This window comes from Bacillus luti, assembly GCF_009739945.1.
GTDB classification, from domain to species: domain Bacteria; phylum Bacillota; class Bacilli; order Bacillales; family Bacillaceae_G; genus Bacillus_A; species Bacillus_A luti.
The window spans coordinates 1997609-2016421 of sequence record NZ_CP040336.1; the positions used below are offsets into that span (position 1 = coordinate 1997609).

At 39.3% G+C, this 18813-nt stretch carries 15 protein-coding genes, 1 pseudogene, 1 riboswitch and 1 other annotated feature; of the genes and pseudogenes, 11 read left to right on the forward strand and 5 right to left on the reverse strand.

Annotated features, from left to right (window positions below):
* The first annotated feature begins 107 nt into the window (after window positions 1-107).
* The 3 genes from EUC40_RS10255 (at window position 108) to EUC40_RS10265 (ending at window position 6991) form a co-directional block, all read left to right on the forward strand.
* Window positions 108-1463 carry an RNA-guided endonuclease TnpB family protein gene (locus EUC40_RS10255; RefSeq protein WP_156574846.1) on the forward strand — a complete coding sequence of 452 codons (1356 nt, stop codon included), beginning with the start codon at window positions 108-110 and terminating at the stop codon, window positions 1461-1463.
* A 489-nt stretch (window positions 1464-1952) separates the two neighbouring features.
* Window positions 1953-4457 carry a collagen-like protein gene (locus EUC40_RS10260; protein ID WP_156574848.1) on the forward strand — a complete coding sequence of 835 codons (2505 nt, stop codon included), beginning with the start codon at window positions 1953-1955 and terminating at the stop codon, window positions 4455-4457.
* A 20-nt stretch (window positions 4458-4477) separates the two neighbouring features.
* Window positions 4478-6991, forward strand: a complete 2514-nt coding sequence (locus EUC40_RS10265; protein ID WP_156574850.1) for a BC_3345 family exosporium-associated protein — start codon at window positions 4478-4480, stop codon at window positions 6989-6991.
* Between the two features lie 69 nt (window positions 6992-7060).
* On the opposite strand, the gene EUC40_RS26910 is transcribed toward EUC40_RS10265, so the two are convergent.
* A complete protein-coding gene (locus EUC40_RS26910; protein ID WP_000945246.1) occupies window positions 7061-7204 on the reverse strand; it encodes a hypothetical protein in 144 nt (47 codons plus the stop codon).
* A gap of 96 nt (window positions 7205-7300) precedes the next feature.
* Window positions 7301-7443: riboswitch (cyclic di-AMP (ydaO/yuaA leader) on the reverse strand.
* A 43-nt stretch (window positions 7444-7486) separates the two neighbouring features.
* Window positions 7487-7942: a GNAT family N-acetyltransferase gene (locus EUC40_RS10270; protein WP_071711609.1), complete on the reverse strand. Its 456-nt coding sequence runs from the start codon at window positions 7940-7942 to the stop codon at window positions 7487-7489.
* A 208-nt stretch (window positions 7943-8150) separates the two neighbouring features.
* On the opposite strand from EUC40_RS10270, the gene EUC40_RS10275 reads away from it, so the two are divergent.
* Complete coding sequence (locus EUC40_RS10275) at window positions 8151-8399, forward strand: GlsB/YeaQ/YmgE family stress response membrane protein (protein ID WP_071711608.1); 249 nt, start codon at window positions 8151-8153, stop codon at window positions 8397-8399.
* Window positions 8400-8462: 63 nt separating this feature from the next.
* Window positions 8463-9584 (forward strand): AI-2E family transporter, encoded by a 1122-nt coding sequence (locus tag EUC40_RS10280; protein WP_071711607.1) that lies wholly within the window; start codon window positions 8463-8465, stop codon window positions 9582-9584.
* An 87-nt stretch (window positions 9585-9671) separates the two neighbouring features.
* Here the strand turns inward: EUC40_RS10280 and EUC40_RS10285 are convergent.
* Both EUC40_RS10285 and EUC40_RS10290 read right to left on the reverse strand, forming a co-directional pair.
* Window positions 9672-10024, reverse strand: a pseudogene (locus tag EUC40_RS10285) (DDE-type integrase/transposase/recombinase); the annotation flags it as partial.
* A gap of 24 nt (window positions 10025-10048) precedes the next feature.
* The gene (locus tag EUC40_RS10290) at window positions 10049-11893 is read right to left on the reverse strand and encodes a P-loop domain-containing protein (protein WP_156574852.1); all 1845 of its coding nucleotides are present in this window, start codon (window positions 11891-11893) and stop codon (window positions 10049-10051) included.
* 1136 nt (window positions 11894-13029) lie between these two features.
* Window positions 13030-13235: a binding site (T-box leader), on the forward strand.
* Window positions 13236-13277: 42 nt separating this feature from the next.
* Here EUC40_RS10290 and EUC40_RS10295 point away from each other — a divergent pair.
* The 6 genes from EUC40_RS10295 (at window position 13278) to EUC40_RS10320 (ending at window position 18254) form a co-directional block, all read left to right on the forward strand.
* A complete protein-coding gene (locus EUC40_RS10295; RefSeq protein ID WP_071711606.1) occupies window positions 13278-14276 on the forward strand; it encodes a tryptophan--tRNA ligase in 999 nt (332 codons plus the stop codon).
* 211 nt (window positions 14277-14487) lie between these two features.
* Window positions 14488-15051, forward strand: coding sequence for a maltose acetyltransferase domain-containing protein (locus EUC40_RS10300; RefSeq protein ID WP_156574854.1), 564 nt, complete (start codon window positions 14488-14490; stop codon window positions 15049-15051).
* Between the two features lie 56 nt (window positions 15052-15107).
* Window positions 15108-16301 carry an MFS transporter gene (locus tag EUC40_RS10305; protein ID WP_156574855.1) on the forward strand — a complete coding sequence of 398 codons (1194 nt, stop codon included), beginning with the start codon at window positions 15108-15110 and terminating at the stop codon, window positions 16299-16301.
* A gap of 123 nt (window positions 16302-16424) precedes the next feature.
* Window positions 16425-17465: an ROK family transcriptional regulator gene (locus EUC40_RS10310; protein ID WP_156574857.1), complete on the forward strand. Its 1041-nt coding sequence runs from the start codon at window positions 16425-16427 to the stop codon at window positions 17463-17465.
* 61 nt (window positions 17466-17526) lie between these two features.
* Window positions 17527-17907: a VOC family protein gene (locus EUC40_RS10315; RefSeq protein WP_156574859.1), complete on the forward strand. Its 381-nt coding sequence runs from the start codon at window positions 17527-17529 to the stop codon at window positions 17905-17907.
* A gap of 92 nt (window positions 17908-17999) precedes the next feature.
* Window positions 18000-18254 (forward strand): YbeF family protein, encoded by a 255-nt coding sequence (locus tag EUC40_RS10320; RefSeq protein WP_156574861.1) that lies wholly within the window; start codon window positions 18000-18002, stop codon window positions 18252-18254.
* 92 nt (window positions 18255-18346) lie between these two features.
* On the opposite strand, the gene EUC40_RS10325 is transcribed toward EUC40_RS10320, so the two are convergent.
* Window positions 18347-18796, reverse strand: coding sequence for an NUDIX hydrolase (locus EUC40_RS10325; RefSeq protein WP_156574863.1), 450 nt, complete (start codon window positions 18794-18796; stop codon window positions 18347-18349).
* Window positions 18797-18813 lie beyond the last annotated feature (17 nt).

Consider the following 18813-nt stretch of genomic DNA (forward strand, 5'->3'; position numbering starts at 1 on the left):
TGTCAAAAGTAATTAACAGTTACAAAATTATTTCTTTTCTAAGAAAAAAACACGATCTTAGGAAAGAAATAATTGTAATGAACTCTCTGAGAAAGGTGGTGAAAAAAATGGCTAGAAAGAAAGCAGTGAAAGTCTTACGGAAACAAAAGAAAAGAGAAACAGTACAACGATTCACGCAGAAACAGAATATCGGACGAGCTTGCCTCACAGCTAAAGAATTTCGTTTACTTCAGCGCATGTCGCATAGTTCAAAAGCGTTACGAAATGTTGGATTGTACACCATTAAACAAAGTTATTTGATCCATAATAAAATGGCTACTGTAAAAGAAGTGGACAATGCCATGCAGGCTGATATGAACTACTGGGGTGTTCAATCAAACTCTGTTCAAGCGATTCGTAGAGCCTTATTTACAGAAGTGAAAAGCTTTTTTAAAGCGTTGGAACAGTGGAAGAAAAATCCTGAGAAGTTCACAGGTCGTCCGAAGTTTCCAAATTATTCTCGTTCCACTGACAAACGAATCATTGAAATCTATCAAGTGCCAAAAGTGGATGAGAACGGGTATTGGATCATTCCAATGAATGTTGCATTTAGAAAAAAATTCGGTTCTATTAAAATACGTATGCCAAAAAATTTAAGAAATAAAAAAATCTCCTACATTGAGATTGTACCGAAGCAAAAAGGTCGGTTCTTTGAGGTGCATTACACATATGAAATGCACGTTTCTCAAATGAAGAAACCATCCACGACTACGAGTAACGCTTTGAGTTGCGATTTAGGTGTAGATAGATTAGTAAGTTGTGTGACAAATACAGGTGATGCATTTTTAATTGATGGGAAAAAATTAAAATCCATTAACCAATACTTCAACAAAATGATACGTAATCTGCAATTGAAAAATGTGGAAAACGGACTTTCGAAACGAATTGTAACGAATAAAATGGCTGCACTTTGGCATAGACGAGAACAACAAATAAACGGTTACATTTCACAAACGGTAGGCTTGTTGTTCAAAAAAGCGCAAGAATTCGATATAGATACGATTATTGTAGGGTATAACGCTGGCTGGAAACAAAAATTAGATATGGGGAAAAAGAATAATCAAAAGTTTGTTCAAATCCCATTTCATAAACTGATGGCAGCAATTGAGAATAAATGTATAAAAGAAGGTATCCGATTTGTAAAACAAGAAGAAAGCTATACTTCAAAAGCTAGTTTTCTGGATAAGGATCCGGTTCCAGTTTGGGCTAAGGATGATAGGACCCATTATCGTTTTAGTGGCAAACGAATCACGCGTGGTCTGTATCAAAGTAAAGCAGGCATATGTATCCATGCGGATATTAATGGTGCGCTGAATACATTGCAAAAATCAAGAGTTGTAGAATTAGATGAAAATCTCAAAGTGAAAACGCCGATTCTATTAGAAGTGCAAAAACGTAAGGCTATTGCTTCACGCATAGCTTAGTGGGTGTGTCAACCATCCATGTGTACGCGACTTGTCGGGGCTTGTAGCACACGCCAGATTCATCTGAGTGGTGGCTTCTTCCTCAAGGGAGAACGGCTCTTTTTCGAAAGGGTGGTGCAAGTGGGAAAACAATCGTTCGTTGCCAGTACCAACCAAAAATATACTTGGGGTGTTACCTTACCGTAGGGTAGCATGAATGCTAGAGCGTCAACCTGTCTAGCGATAGACGAAAAGACCTAGTGTTCTAACTCAAGCCCCCACTGAAACGTTTTATCTCAGTGGGGGTAGTTGACATAAAGCTAGAATGGTGCCAACTACTTTTATTATTAAGGCGAGAAAGTAAAGTGTGTTATAAAAGAAGCCTATCATTTCAAATACATGAAATGATAGGCTTCTTTATTTTTTTTAAAATGAGGTCAATTATGTACTTTTTATATAAAAATGCATTTCATATAAGAAGTATAAGTATTTTGGGGAAGGGGGATTGTTGTGCGTCATCATAGAAATTGTAAAAAATTTGGAGTGGCACTGCCTCTTCCGCTTGTAGGAGCACCTGGACCAACTGGTAACAGTGGCCCAATTGGCCCAACCGGAGGGCATGAAGGTCCGGTTGGGCCTACAGGAGTGGTTGGGCCTAGAGGAGCATCTGGTCCACAAGGTCCTCAAGGTATACAAGGAATACAAGGTCCGAGAGGGACAATAGGAGCTCAAGGAATACAAGGAGTCACTGGAGATACCGGAGAGCAAGGAATTACTGGTCCAATTGGTTTACAAGGTCCTCAAGGATTAATTGGAAACCAAGGTCCAACTGGTGATATTGGAGTACAAGGGTTAGAAGGGATACAAGGAGTGCAAGGTCCATCTGGTAGTCAAGGTCTACAAGGTTCTCAAGGTCTACAAGGAGAAATGGGGGAGCAAGGACAAACGGGAGCACAAGGTATGCAAGGGGATATGGGGGAAACGGGCATCTCAGGTGTAACAGGTCCCCAAGGTTCTCAAGGCGTGCAAGGAATACAAGGAGAAGAAGGGGCTACTGGTATACAGGGAGAAGAAGGTCCAAAAGGAATACAAGGGATTACTGGAGAACAAGGTCCACAAGGTTTAGAAGGAATACAAGGTATAACAGGTATAACAGGTCCTATAGGTATGCAAGGTCCACAAGGTATAAGTGGAATAAAGGGGATAACAGGTGTAACAGGTATGCAAGGTATGCAAGGTGTTCAAGGCATACAAGGAGTAGTTGGAGCAACCGGGTTTCAAGGGAGAAAAGGACTTAGGGGGCAGACAGGAGCAACAGGGAGTGTTGGTATGCAAGGCCCAGTAGGACCTCCGGGTGGACCGAGGGGAACAACCGGTCCAATTGGGCCGTCTAGTGGAGTGACTGGTCCATCAGGTCCACCAGGACCGCCCGGGGGACCAACTGGTCCGACTGGAGCGATTGGACCTCAAGGAATAACAGGAGGAGTTGGGGCAATAGGAGCGCAAGGAGTGCGGGGAATAACAGGTCCGACTGGTCCCCAAGGTGTAAGAGGTGCTCAAGGTTCTCAAGGTATAACTGGTGCAATTGGATTTCAAGGAGCACAAGGTATTCAAGGTGTTCAAGGGATAAGAGGAGCCACGGGTATTGAAGGGGTACGAGGAATACAAGGTACTGCAGGCGTGACTGGTCCAACAGGAGCAGAAGGGGCACAAGGCATACAAGGGATAAGAGGAGCAACTGGTTCAACGGGGGCACAAGGAGTGCAAGGAATACAAGGTACTACAGGTGTGACCGGCCCAACAGGAGCAGAAGGGGCACAAGGTATACAAGGGATAAGAGGAGCAACTGGTCCAACAGGAGCACAAGGAATACAAGGAATGCAAGGAATTAGAGGAGAAACAGGAGCAGCTGGAGCGCAAGGAATACAAGGAGTGCAAGGTAATCAAGGGGCGATTGGATTGACGGGTGCTCAAGGGCCTCAAGGCCTTCAAGGAGTTCAAGGGACAACAGGCCCGACAGGTGCTATTGGTTTGCAAGGGTCTCAAGGGTTACAAGGGATAGTAGGTCCAACAGGTCCTCAAGGGGCACAAGGTGTTCAAGGTATACAAGGGATAACAGGTCCGACAGGTGCGCAAGGAACGAGAGGTCCCCAAGGGAATATAGGGGAAGATGGGATAACGGGCCCACAAGGAGTACAAGGAGCACAGGGTAGTCAAGGTCCCCAAGGTTCACAAGGAAACGCTGGAATGATTGGTGAAACAGGAGCGACGGGGGCGACGGGAGAAACAGGAGCGGATGGATTACAAGGAGTGCAAGGTGTTCAAGGAATGATAGGGCTACAAGGGATAACGGGATCGACAGGAAATACAGGAGTAACAGGTTCACAAGGAATACAAGGAATGCAAGGTATTCAGGGCTTGCAAGGTCAGGCCGGTGTAATAGGAATGACAGGGGCTAGTGGTAGTACAGGACCTGGTGGAGCGCAAGGTATTCAAGGATTGATTGGAGCGACGGGACCTATAGGTGCAACAGGGGGGAGTGGATCTATAGGTTTCTCAGGAATAGTAGGAGCGACTGGAGCGACTGGCTTACCTAGTGGTGGCGGTTATTTCTTTTCTACAGCAACGAGTAACATTGCAGCTAATGCGCTCATACCAATCAATTCTGGATCTACAATTTTTGGTTCTGGTGTAAGTTTGACAAATGCAACAACTATAACGTTAAGTACACCGGGAATATATTTAGTAAGTTATTATTTTCAAGGTGATCCAACTAGTGGGAATGAAACGATTTCAGTAAGGCTGACGTTAAATGGAACACAAGTCGCAGGGAGTTTTATTTTTTATGTTACAGCAGGTTTTGTATTGGAACCAGCGATTTCTAATACGATGATCATTCAAGTTACTTCTTCAAATTCCACTTTGTCATTACAAAATGGTCCATTAGCTATTGGGCATGTAACGACATTAGCGGGAGTAATAACAGCTAGCTTAAACATATTACAAATAGTTTGATGCGTTACAAACGGGAGGAGATGCTTGTGAAAAATCAAGATAAGTGTAGTAAGTTTCAAGCACCTATTCCTTTTCCACCGGACGGTATTACGGGGCCCACTGGACCAACTGGTCCAACAGGTTCTTTAGGTGGACCGACTGGACCGCAAGGAAATCAAGGGGTACAAGGGCCGATTGGTCCAACTGGTCCGACAGGGATTCAAGGAGTGCAAGGGGTGCAGGGAGAAAATGGTCCAATGGGTCAGGCGGGTTTAACTGGACCACAAGGTGCTCAAGGGAGCCAAGGGCCAATGGGGGAACAAGGTCCACAGGGAATACAAGGTGTTCAAGGAATTCAAGGGGAAAGGGGCCCAACTGGTCCACAGGGAATACAAGGTATACAAGGAATGCCTGGTCCAATGGGGGAAACTGGTTCAACCGGAATACAAGGTATACAAGGTATGCAAGGTGAAGTCGGTTCGACGGGTCCAACTGGAATACAAGGTATACAAGGAGTGCAAGGTGAAATTGGTCCGACTGGCCCAACAGGAAATACTGGTATACAAGGTATTCAAGGGAATTTAGGAAGCAGTGGTTTACAAGGTGTAACAGGAATACAAGGAATACAGGGACCGATAGGCCCAACAGGCCCAACAGGACCTCAAGGGATTCAAGGGGAACAGGGACCAATAGGAGTGCAAGGAGAAACTGGTGTTCAAGGTTTACAAGGTCCTCAAGGTGAGATGGGGCAAGTCGGTCCAACAGGTTCTCAAGGGATACAAGGAGTGCAAGGTGAAATTGGCCCAACGGGAGCAACAGGTTTGCAAGGAGACCCGGGTGCAACCGGTCCGACAGGATCAACTGGGATAACTGGCCCAACAGGTTCTGCAACTGGTCCAACCGGAGCAACAGGCCCAACCGGTCCACCGGGAGGTCCAACCGGTCCGACAGGTCCAGCAGGATCGCCGGGAGGCCCAACTGGTCCGGCCGGAGCAACAGGTGCAACTGGAGCAACAGGTGCAACTGGAGCGACTGGACTACAAGGAGTGCAAGGCGTAATGGGCCCAACCGGTGCAACCGGTTTAACAGGTTTGCAAGGGGTACAGGGGCAAATCGGTCCAACGGGTCCAACTGGTGATCAAGGAATACAGGGTCCTCAAGGGATACAAGGAGTAACCGGTCCGACTGGTCCACAGGGAATACAAGGCATACAAGGTCCAATTGGTCCAACTGGTCAGGCGGGTCAACAAGGAGTGCAAGGGGCGCAGGGACCAATTGGTCCAACGGGTCCACAAGGAATACAAGGTATACAAGGTGAGCAAGGAGTAAGAGGAGTAACAGGCCCAACCGGTTTACAGGGGGTACAAGGAATACAAGGTCCAATCGGTCCGACGGGTCCGCAAGGAGTGCAAGGAGTACAAGGTCCGAGTGGTGTTACCGGTCCAACTGGTCCGCAAGGAATCCAAGGAATACAGGGTCCACAAGGGGGGATAGGTCCGACCGGAGCGACAGGAATCCAAGGAGTGCAAGGGATACAAGGCCCAACAGGTGCAACGGGAGCAACCGGTCCACAAGGAATTCAAGGAACACAAGGTCCTCAAGGCCCAGTAGGTCCGCAGGGAATCCAAGGAATACAGGGTATACAAGGTCCAATCGGTCCAACAGGGCCAACAGGCCCACAAGGAGTGCAAGGAATAACAGGGTCGACAGGTTCAACCGGTCCGACGGGAGTAACAGGTCTGACGGGAGCAACCGGTCCCCAAGGCCCACAAGGAACACAAGGTCCACAAGGAGTAACCGGTGCAACTGGTCAGGCGGGTCCGACTGGAACGACTGGTCCCCAAGGAATCCAAGGTATACAAGGACCACAAGGGATAACCGGTGCAACTGGAGCAACGGGTCCGACTGGAGAAACAGGTTCACAAGGACTACAAGGTATACAAGGTCCCCAAGGGGTAACCGGCCCAACCGGCCCAACTGGAACGACTGGAGTGACTGGAGCAACCGGTCCGACAGGTATACAAGGAATAAGAGGAGCAACTGGTCCAACTGGAGCAACCGGAGTAACGGGCCCAACTGGTGCAACGGGTCCAACTGGCTTAACTGGAACAACCGGCGCATCTGCAATGTCGACAGGTGGTGGTTACTTCTTTTCTACCTCAACAAGCGCCATTGCTGCAAATGCTAACATTCCAATTAATAGTGGATCTACCGTGTATGGAACTGGTGTATCGTTAACTAACGCCACAACTGTCACAGTATCTACCCCTGGAATATATTTAGTAAGTTACTATTTCCAAGGGGACGCGACTGGTGGGAATGAGACTGTATCTGTAAGGTTGTTATTAAATGGAACACAAGTAACAGGGAGTTTTATACAAAATGTAACGACATCAACTATAGTGCTAGAACCATCCATTTCAAATACGCTTCTTGTGAATGTAACGAGTGCTAATTCAACATTTGTATTACAAAATGGCCCGTTAGGTGTAGGGCATGTAACGACTATAGCAGGCACTACTACAGCAAGTTTAAATGTAGTGAGAATATTATAAGGAATAAAAAACACAAGGAATGTCTTTATAGACACACCTTGTGTTTTTGATGTTAAATGAACAATTTCTTTATCTTTTCGGTTGAAAAATATGCTGAAAAAAGTATTTGTGATGTAAGTTATCAACAACTTTATTCGCTTGATATGTGCGGTGTTGTTCGAGTCGAAGTCTTTGCTCCATCATTTTTATTGCGTGATCAGATAAACGTAACATTATACATGTCTCCTTTTCTATAAATATAGGTGTCTATTGGTATCGATTCCATATTTATAATTAAGGAGGTACACTGTGTAACATAGGCAAAAAGCACCTTCCTCTCCCATTACGCTTACGAGGTTAGCTGTCGGACTCGGGAAGTGAGAGTTTCCCTACTTAAAAAAGATTCGCCCCAAGTAGCATAGCTACAAAAATGGTTCCCCCGCTCCAAAATTTGGATTCAGCAAAAGGTTTTATAAAGTAAAAAATAACATAAAGAGACGAACAAGTCAAATTATTTTATTTTTTCTGTCTTTTTAACTGTGTAAGAATCATGCCGTCAGGAAGTATTGTATCTGATACTGTAATGAATCCGTGTTTTTTATATAATGTAATAGCAGGGGTATTCGCTTTACCTGTTTGTACAATGTATGTCATGGAAGAAGGGAACATGTTAAAAATATAAAGTAGCAGTTTCGTTGCGACTCCTTTTTGAAAAAAATCAGGCGATACAACGAGTCGGTGAATATCAATTAGATTCTCTTCGTGTATAAAAGAAATAAAGCCGACAAGTTTATGTTCAGAAAAATATCCATAGAATGTTTCATCGCAATGTTGAATATCGTTTACAGTATCATATAAACGAGGGATTGCAGTACTGTTTAAATAAATTGCTTCAACTTTATAAGCTGGAATTTGAACTTGTAAAATGGATGTTGCTACTTCATAAGAATGGGAAAGTAATTTATGAATCATAAAATATGACTCCTCCTTTAAAATAATTATATCAATATAATTGATTGTTGGGTAAGTTTGACAATGTTTTTCTGTTTTGCATATAATATATGTATCTCCATACGTAAAATAGTAGTAGGTATATTTCTATAGTGAAATATAGTTAGTATTGATAAATACATATTTTCGTATTGAATCATACAACTATAATAGAAATGGAGGACTAAAAATGGGATGGATTATCACATTAATAGTTGGTGCTATTATAGGTGCAATTGCTAGTTCTATAACGGGTAAAAATTTTCCAGGTGGTATGTTAGGAAATATTATTGCTGGTTTATTAGGTGCTTCGCTAGGTGGTAGATTATTTGGATCTTTTGGGCCATCATTTGGTGGAATTCATGTTGTGCCAGCATTATTAGGAGCAATCGTATTAATTCTTATTGTATCATTTGTAGTGAAAGCTGCAAGGAAATAGAGATATAGATTATGCTGAAAGGCCCTAGATAAGGGCTTTTCATGATTCAAAGAGGTGGTTTCGTTGGATAAAGAAAATGTAAGAAAAAGAGATAAGTTGAAAAAGTTTTTTAGAGAACAAAATTATTTAGCGGTTTTACTTGGATTTGCATTATTATTTATTAATATATTATTACTAACAAAAATCTCCTTTGTATTTACTCCGTTTATTGTCTTTTTAAAAACAATTTTCTTCCCGGTATTATTAGCGGGCGTACTATTTTATATTTTACATCCATTTGTTTCGCTTTTAGAAAAGAAAGGTGTATCGAGAATTGTATCGATAGCTTCAATATATTTAATCGTACTAGGATTATTTGTATTTTTAGTTGTAACGGTAATCCCAATTATTCGAGATCAAATTGATGCGTTAATAAAAAACGTACCGTATTTCGGTCATGAAATCGAACGAGCAGCACGTAGATTCGGGGAAAGTAATGTACTCGGTAAAATTCAGGAGAATTTAAATATTGATGTAGCGAGTATAGTAAAAGACTATACAGTTAATTTTACGAAATCGATATCATCAGTAACTGGGAATGTAACCGGATTTTTAAGTACTGTTACAGAGGTCGTTTTAACGTTTGTAATGGTTCCATTTATATTGTTCTATCTTTTAAAAGATGGTGAACAATTACCAAATCATTTTTTAAAGTTTATTTCAGAGCAAAGGCAACCGGCTGCGAAGAATATATTAGATGATATGCATTATGCGATTAGCTCATATATTAGAGGGCAAATTATCGTTAGCTTGTTTATCGGTATAATGTTATTAATTGGTTATCTTATTATAGGAATAAAATATGCTGTATTACTTGCAATTTTAGCGATGATTGTAAATATCGTTCCGTACGTAGGACCAGTTATTGCGATTACACCAGCCTTAATTATCGCATTTATTGACTCGCCAGCAATGGTTTTAAAAGTAATTATCGTTATGATGGTTGTACAATTAGCAGAGGGTAAGTTTATTTCTCCGCAAGTCATGGGGAAAAAATTAGACATTCATCCGATTACAATCATATTTATCATTTTAACTGCTGGAAACTTATTTGGGATTATGGGAATTATTTTAGCAATTCCAGGGTATGCGATATTGAAAGTGTTAGTTACGCATGGTTATAGGTTTGTTAAGTTGAATACGTAGAGGGAAAAGAGCTAAAACAGATCGGTTCTGGTGCAAATATAACAACAGTTTGAAAAAACGAATAGATTCCTTCGGGATCCTATCCCATGCTGTAAGCCCAAACAATAGATGTATAAACTCTGTCTGATTTTGGACAGATCTCTCCCGTAAGAAAAATTTTCTTTTTTCGAAGCATATGCATTGCTTCTATACCACTTAATATTTTTTTGGCAGTTTGGAACGATTTTAATCCTAATATAGAACGAACTCGCTTCTTTATAAAGCGATGGTCTTGCTCAATGATATTATTTAGGTACTTCTGTTGCCTTATTTGTGTGCCAGAAGGCATGCTTTTTTCTTCTTCTAATTCTTGAATAGCTACAGGATAAGCTGGATTCTTATCGACTGTGATCACGCGGGGGGGAGGACACATGTGAATCAGCCAAGGCTTTTTTGAAAAAGCCTTGGCTGATTGGGTCTATCCCTTAATTTATAGCAAAGTGATCATGCATATCAAATAGGATTGGTAGTCGAACCATTCTGAAATTATCTTCTATATCAATCCTAATCTCAAAATCAATATGAGGATGTTGGATCACTTCTTCGTAAAAATCCAGTAATTCCATTGATTGGCCAGCTTTAATTTTTGCAATAATAAACTTTTTATCGGCTAACAAATCTTTTAAGGTCGTCCAATCTTCATTTTGAAGGAGATGCTGATGGAAGTGAGCTACCTGATAGTCTAGTAATTCTGTTGTTCCTTCAAGATATTGTTTTTTACTATGCTCCATAAGTTTCTGTTGGCCATTTTTTTCAACAATCCAATAAGGGTAACTCCACTTTTTATCAATCAGCCAGTCCTTGATACTTTTATGAAATGGCTCGATGGTGTCATCGTTTGAATAGAATAAGCTACCAATTCCCTCCAGAATCTCTACTTCTTGATATTCATCCCAGCCAAGTATTTCTCTTGGAATCTGAGTAGGAAGCGGACCCAGTGCAGCTATGACTAATTCAAGGAGTGGGCGGTAATCTCTGCTGTAAACAATTTTGTCTGGAAATTGCCGCTCAAAGAAATTTAAGTAAATCATCTTTAAGCCAGTCGGAAAAGTATCAAGATTGTCTAAATGAAGGTTCTCATTTCTTAGTTCCTTCATTATTTCCGTTATGTAAAGGAATACTCCTTCACTTTTCTGGATTAATTTAGCGATCTGGGTTTCATTATATAGGAGTCCATTTATCTCTAAATTTTTCTTTAAATAGGATTCAATATCTTTAATATTGTTTGTATCCATTGTATCTAATACAAAAGGCTTAAGATTGCCTAGACGACGAACAAGATCCGTTTCTGGTCGACTGGTAATAACAAGCCCTAACCAATTAGGGATTTTATCAAATTCTTGTCCAATCACATGCAACAACTCAGAGACTTCCTTAGCTTCATCAAGTGCATCAAGAATTAATACACAACGTTGCTTTTGAGGGGAAATGTTGTTTAAAGGCTCTACAAACAGATAGTTGAAAAGTGCGACTGGATTTTTTTCGGCAATACTGCTTTGCCTTAAGTCTGGAATACTCTGGAGCTCCTCCATATACTCCGGTATTTGAGTGGCTAAATAATAGGCTAACGAACATAGGGCACGTTTGGGATTCCTGCGGTCGCTGTCATTATGCTTGAAAAAGTGAACCCCGACAACGCTTTTCGATTCTAGAGCTAATTTTGCAGAAAACGCTGATTTACCTACACCCGCCTGTCCTTTTACCCAAAAGACGCGAGAGTCATTTGGGTTTTCCAACCAATCCTGGAATTGATTGTAAAGCCAATCGCGCCCTATAAATCCTTCCATATGCCTCCCGATTTCCACCTTATCGTCCATAGGAGCTAGAATGTCTCTTAAATGTGTAAGTTCACCTTCGAAGCCTAGTTTATAATTTCTATTTAACACTTTGCAGAGCTCTTCAAAGCCTTTTTGGTACTGCTCTTTCTGCTGATAATTTTGTAAATCCAGCCATTGAATTCGCGCAATTGGAAGAGGCGGTTGAATTTGCTGGACCATAATTGGCACAATATCTTTGCCTTGAAATCTTGCATAGCTGATTTCGTCTAAACAAACACCCTCTGGTCGTCGCATTGAATGAGGTGTCATTAAGACAATAATCCAGTGAGATTGATCAATCCCTTTTTCGATGGAATTATCCCAATAATTCTGAACTTTTATTCTTTTTCCATCAATCCAAACATTAAAACCGACTTTTTCTAAATCGATTCTTAACTGTTCTGCTAAACATGCATGTTCATCATGTCCATAGCTTATAAACACATTTTTCATTTAACTTCCCCCAAGAATTGGAATGATTCTCTCCCCATAGGGAGAAAAGAACCGTTCTTTCTTTATTCTTTTATTAAATCTTGTCCTTGTGAGTTGTAGAAAACTTTTAAATGTCTAATGCTGTCTCAATCATATTCTTTACCTTTATGAGCATGACTTATAAATATTGTATTAATAATATCAGAGACAGCTATCTTCCTTTCAGATGAATATTCATATAAATAATAATATAAGTTTAATTCATAAAAATCTACTAAATTAGTGCCATTTTTCGAAATTAACTTTTCTTAAAATTAAATCAGATTACTTATTGTTTAACCTGTTTATTACGAAAACACTATCCCCCTTACTACTTTCTTGATAACTTTTGCTATAGAATTTCGTAAACTCCATACTTAGTTAAAAAATACATTTGATGATTTTGAATTGATGAGTTATGGATAACAGTTAAAGGATTGGGAATAATGCTGTTTTTATTTAAATACTAAAAGGTAGAAGTGATAAATTATTCTACCTTTTAGTATTTAAATTAACATAAGCTGCATTCTCTTATAAAGAATAGTTGATAATCATTTTGAATCCGAAAAATTTAATTTTTAGATAAAAAGTTTTTGTAGATTTTTGCATGATATAAAAATCCTCCTTTCCATGATTAACTATTAAAGCAATTGCAGCTAAAATTTAGCTATTTCACATCATCCTCATTTTGAGTTCATATTTTAATAGCAATTTAATAGTATTTAAAAAAACTCTTTAAAATACTAAAGAATTCTTTTTTGATAGCTGATTCATATAGGAGTAGAGTCAGAAAAACAAAAAGAACTTGTAGGAATCCCTACAAGTTCTTTTTTAGATAATGTAAAAAAAGTTAAAACAAACTATCTCATAATTTGAATCGGAGCAAAAACTCTTTGCTTTCCCATACTGATAACACCCTTTTTAGAGTCATAGTACCAGTATGTCCAAGTTTACTAGATTTCTTGCACCAGAACCAACAGATCAATCTGCTTTAGCTCTTTTTATTAAGAATGGCTTGCTAATCACAATAGTTTTTGAATTGTAAATCAAATATCGTCGAATAAGATAGAAAATTCAGTTTTAAACAAAGGGAAATTGTGATAAACTGTAAAAAATAAAGAAAAGCAATGAAAGAGAAGAGTACATATTCGAAACTTTTCAGAGAGCTGATGTGAGGTGGAAATCAGTAAGGGATGAATATGGAATGGGCTCTGGAGCTTCTAACTGAAATGAGTAGGTAAAGACGGTTACTTCACGTTAAGAAGTTAAAGTGAGCTAATGATAGCTAATTAAGGTGGTACCGCGGGAGTCTCTCGTCCTTTTTAAGGATGAGGGCTCTTTTTATTTTGAGAAAGGAGGAGTTAGTATGAGTGAAAAAATTATGTTAACAGGAATTAAGCCGACAGGTTATCCGCATTTAGGAAATTACATTGGAGCGATTAAACCTGCGCTATACATGTCAAAGAATAATGAAGGGCAAGCATTGTATTTTATAGCTGATTATCATGCGTTAAATGCTGTACATGATCCGAGTCAGTTCAGTAGTTATACGAAAGAGGTAGCAGCTACTTGGTTATCGCTTGGACTTGGAGAAGATGTTGTTTTTTACCGCCAAACAGAAGTGCCGGAGATTCTAGAATTAGCTTGGATATTAGCTTGTCTAACTCCGAAAGGCCTTATGAACCGTGCTCATGCATACAAAGCGAAGGTAGAGCAAAATAAAGAAGCGGGTTTAGAGATTGATGCCGGAGTGAATATGGGATTATATACGTATCCGATTTTAATGGCAGCTGACATTTTATTATTTCAAGCTACTCATGTACCTGTCGGGAAAGATCAAATTCAGCATATTGAAATTGCTCGTGATATTGCGACGTATTTTAATCATACGTTCGGCGTGACATTTACACTTCCAGAGTACGTGATTCAAGAAGAAGGGGCTATTTTACCTGGCCTTGATGGAAGGAAGATGAGTAAAAGTTATGGGAATGTGATCCCTTTATTTGCAGAGCAAGAAAAACTACGAAAATTGATATTTAAAATCAAAACAGATTCTTCACTTCCAAATGAACCGAAAGAGCTTGAAACGTTATTTACAATATATAAAGAATTTGCGACAGAGGATGAAATGCAGTCGATGCGTGAAAAGTATGAGACTGGAATTGGATGGGGCGATGTGAAAAAAGAGTTATTCCGCGTTGTAAATCGTGAATTAGCAGGTCCTCGGGAGAAATACGCTATGTATATGAATGAGCCAAATTTATTATATGAAGCGTTAGAAAGAGGTGCTGAGAGAGCACGGGCTATTGCGAAGGTAAATTTAGCAGAAATTAAAAAACGGATTGGATTTGAGAGGGGACGCTGAGCGTTCTCTCGTTTTTTCTATATAAATTATTCGTCATATCGATACGTAAAATAAGGAGTTTACATGTCCTTTTGAAACTTATGAGTTGCATATATGAAAAAGTATGCTAATATAGGGGTACTTATTAAATGAGTTTAATAAGTATAATTAAAGTCACTTATTAAAGAGGTTTAATAAGTGGGGCTCATTCGATAATAAAGGAGATGATTGTATGAAAACCGAGAAAGAAAAGATGGTGGCAGGAGAAATGTATATGCCAGATGATGAAGTATTAGTAGCCGATAGGACTGAAGCAAAACGGTTAACACGTCTTTATAACGAGGCTATGGAGACAGGAGATGAGGGGCGTTTTACTTTATTGAATCAGCTTTTAGGTTCTTCAGCTGATGGGATATCACACATTAAACCTACTTTTCGTTGTGATTATGGTTACAATATCCACATCGGAAAGAACTTTTTCTCGAATTTCAATTGTGTTATTTTAGACGTTTGTGAAGTGCGAATCGGTGATAATTGCATGTTTGCACCTGGTGTTCATATTTATACTGCTACTCATCCGTTACAGGCGGCGGAACGGAACTCTGGCAAAGAATATGGAAAACCTGTAAAGATAGGTAACAACGTTTGGGTTGGCGGGGGAGCTATTATTAACCCTGGTATTTCAATTGGAGATAATGCTGTAATTGCTTCTGGAGCAGTTGTGACAAAAGATGTACCTAATAACGTAGTAGTTGGAGGTAACCCAGCCAAAGTTATTAAAACGATAGAAGAATAAAAGGTGTTTTCATTAGAGTGTAAATTATCGTATAGACAATTTGAAAGGTGTTTCATATGAAGAAATATTGTACCGACAATCATACAAAGACATTACTGGCCTCTCGAAACGCTCTATTCCTCTTATTTGCTTTGCCAGGTGTCGCGTTTGCTACATGGATCTCTAGAACCGCAGCGGTGCGCGATATTTTGGCTGTATCAAATGCAGAAATGGGTTGGATTTTATTCGGACTATCTGTCGGTTCAATAATTGGTCTACTAAGTGCAAGTCGTTTCATTGATTGCAGGGGAGCTAGGGACGTAATGATAGGCAGTATGTTTTTTATGATTATTGGATTGCTTTGTTTAGGTATTACTATTTATTTTGTTTCTAGCGTGGGGGCTTTTAGTAGTTTACTAGTATTTGGAGTAGGATATGGATTGGCAGAAGTTGCATTGAATGTAGAAGGTTCGTCAATTGAGCAGAAATTAGGAACGACACTTCTACCGAAATTTCACGGCTTTTTTAGCGTAGGAACTTTAGTAGGAGCGCTTAGCGGTTCTGTTGCTGCCTCGCTTCACATCCCTATTATGTATCAGTTTTTTGCAGTTTCTACCGTGTCTTTATTACTTGTATGTATGTTGTATCGTTTTCTTCCGCATGGAACAGGGAAAAAGGAGAAATCGCGGAACAAAAAGGGCACGAAGCGTACGTCCTTACGTATGGAAAAAAAGGTGCTTTTAATTGGTCTTTTCGTGCTAGGAATGGCATTTGCAGAAGGAAGTGCAAATGATTGGCTACCTATTATAATGGTAGACGGGCATGAACAAAGTGTAGTGACAGGTTCTATTATGTACACTATTTTTGTATCGGCAATGACGTTAGCTCGTATGTGTAGTAGTTATTTCCTTGATCGGTTCGGTCGTGTCGCTGTCGTACGTGCTACGATTATGATGGCGATTATAGGAATTTCAATCGTAATATTTGGGAGTAACTCGTATGTTCTTTCAGTTGGTGTCGTGCTATGGGGAATTGGTGCCGCGTTAGGTTTCCCAATTGGTCTTTCAGCCGCTGGAGATGATAGTGAAAACGCCACTTCTAATGTTGCTACAGTTTCTATCATCGGTTTTACAGCCTTTTTAGCCGGACCACCATTTTTAGGTATACTGGGAGAAGCATTCGGAATACGCAATGCCTTGCTAGCTGTTTTATTATTTGTTCTCTTGTCTGGAATTATATCGTCTGTTACGAGAGAGAATACATCGAGTTAAATACGGAGTGCGTGCTAGCGAAAATATATCATCTCTATTGCTTTAGAAAATGATGTATGATATATTGTCAACGCAACTTATTAAAAGTGTTTAATAAGTATGTTGATTAAGGTGGTGAGCGATTTGAGTGAACAATTTGTTACTCAAAAATCGATTAAAGAAACGATCCTTCGCGGCATTCGTACAGCTCTTCTAGAGCGAGGTAGTGCAACGAAAGTTGAACTTAGTAATACATTAGAAATTAGTTTTCCAACAATAAGTAAATTTATAGAAAAAATGAAACAAGATGGTGAAGTCACTTTAGCTGGTTTAGATGATTCAAGTGGTGGAAGAAGAGCGAAACGATATGAATATAATCCGGAATATATGTTAGGCTTAGCGATATTTTTAGAGAGAAATGAGACGAACTATACAATTTTTAACTGTTTAGGCGAAGTAAAAGAACAAGGTAGTACTTCAAGTGTATTAATTGATACGGGCCTAAGTCTATTAACAGGACAAATAGAAAGTCTAATAGCTACGTTTCCGAAAATAAGTTCCATATCAATTGGAGTGCCTGGTGCGGTAGACAATGGGCGTATTTTCTACATTCCTGGATATGAGAAGTTCCAAAATTTTAATTTGAAAAGTCATTTGGAGGATCTATTCTCTATACCGGTAGTAATAGAAAACGATATGAATGCTGCAGTGCTCGGCTATCATAAAAATACGGGGAATTATGACAATTCATCTCTTGTATATTTGTATGCGGGTCAAAACGGTCCAGGTGCCGGGATTATGGTAAATGGAGATGTCATACGCGGAAGTACATTTTTTTCAGGAGAGATATCTTTCGTTCCGCAGTATGATAATAAAAATTTCTTGCAAGCTTTGAGAAGTGGAGATGAAGCTGAAAATTCCGATAATCCAGAGGAATATAATATAGATGCTATGACCCGTTTAATTTCTACATTTATAGCTATTATTAACCCTCATGCCTTTATTTTCTGTGATGATGAAGTGAACCAATTTGTAATAGATCAAATTGTAAAAACTTGTCCGCAGTACATTCCGGCAGAACATATTCCGAAAATAACAGTGAGCAACTGGAAAGAAGATTATTTATATGGATTAAAAAGTCTTGGACTTGATCTTATGATTACGAAAACAAAGAAAGAAAATTAAATGTACTGGCAATGAAGCATCCAATTGTCAGTTGAATAACATAAAAGAAAAGGTGTCGATTATGAAAATTGAACATGTAGCGATTTGGGTGAATGATTTAGAAAGAATGCATGATTTTTATAAACAGTACTTTGGTGGCGAAGAAAATAGCTTATATCACAATCCGAAAAAGCAGTTTGAATCTTATTTTATAACTTTTGAAGGTGGGGCGCGTCTAGAACTTATGAGGCAAGTAGGGATAGACGAGACAGTACAAACACAAACGATAGGATATGCGCATATTGCTTTTTCTGTAGGTAGTAAAGAAAAAGTGAATCAATTAACGGATATGTTAAGAGGAGCAGGCTATCCTGTGTTAAATGGCCCGCGTACTACAGGAGACGGTTATTATGAAAGTGTAGTAAGTGATCCTGAAGGAAATCAGATTGAGATAACAATCTAATTATGTAGTAATAATTGAAAAAAGTATAAAACTTGTTGTTCCCCAAAATGTTTGCGAGAAATCTATTATTTCTTCAGAAAGGGGACATAACATTGAGTGAGTCAATTATTATTTTTTGTATATATCCATTGTTTATTTGTATTATATCAATAGCTGGGACATATAAAATGGGTACATTTTACGTGATGCCAATTGTAACATTTCTTATTTTTCTTATTTTAAATGTTGCATTGTATGATCCATCATTTTTCTTTTGGGTTGGCATGTATACTATTTTTGCATTTATTATTTCTTATATAACTATACTTTTTGTAAAGGAATATAAAGTTGTAGAAAGAGAACGTTAATATCATTTTGGGGAAATAGGGATTTACGGTGAACGAAAACAACCTCATTTCACGTTGTAATGACGGGAAATGAGGTTGTTGTATTTCTATTTTTAATTGGAGTGATGAAAATCGCGAAGAATCCCCTCAATGACTGGATGAAGAGTACTAGGCAATTCATCCAGCGGAAAGAAACGTAATTCTTTTGATTCTGTTTGATCACATACAAGCTCCCCTTGGAATTCACGGCAAATATAAACAACGAGTACACCGTGTACTTGATCGCCATTTGGATAAATTTGAAAGTAATCTGGTCCTGAGTATGTACGGAATAGTTTTGGATTTTTAATGATAAGCCCAGTTTCTTCAAATACTTCTCGCTTTAAAGCGTCTTCGAGTGTTTCGTTATATTCTAAGGCCCCGCCAATGATACCCCAGCGGTTAAAATCTGCCCGAAGCTGCAGTAATACTTCATCTTTTTCATTTAATATAATGGCGTGTGAACCAATTAAAATAAGTGGATGATTTCCTATTAGATTTCTCATGTCTTCAATATAACCCATAATGTTTCTCCTTACAT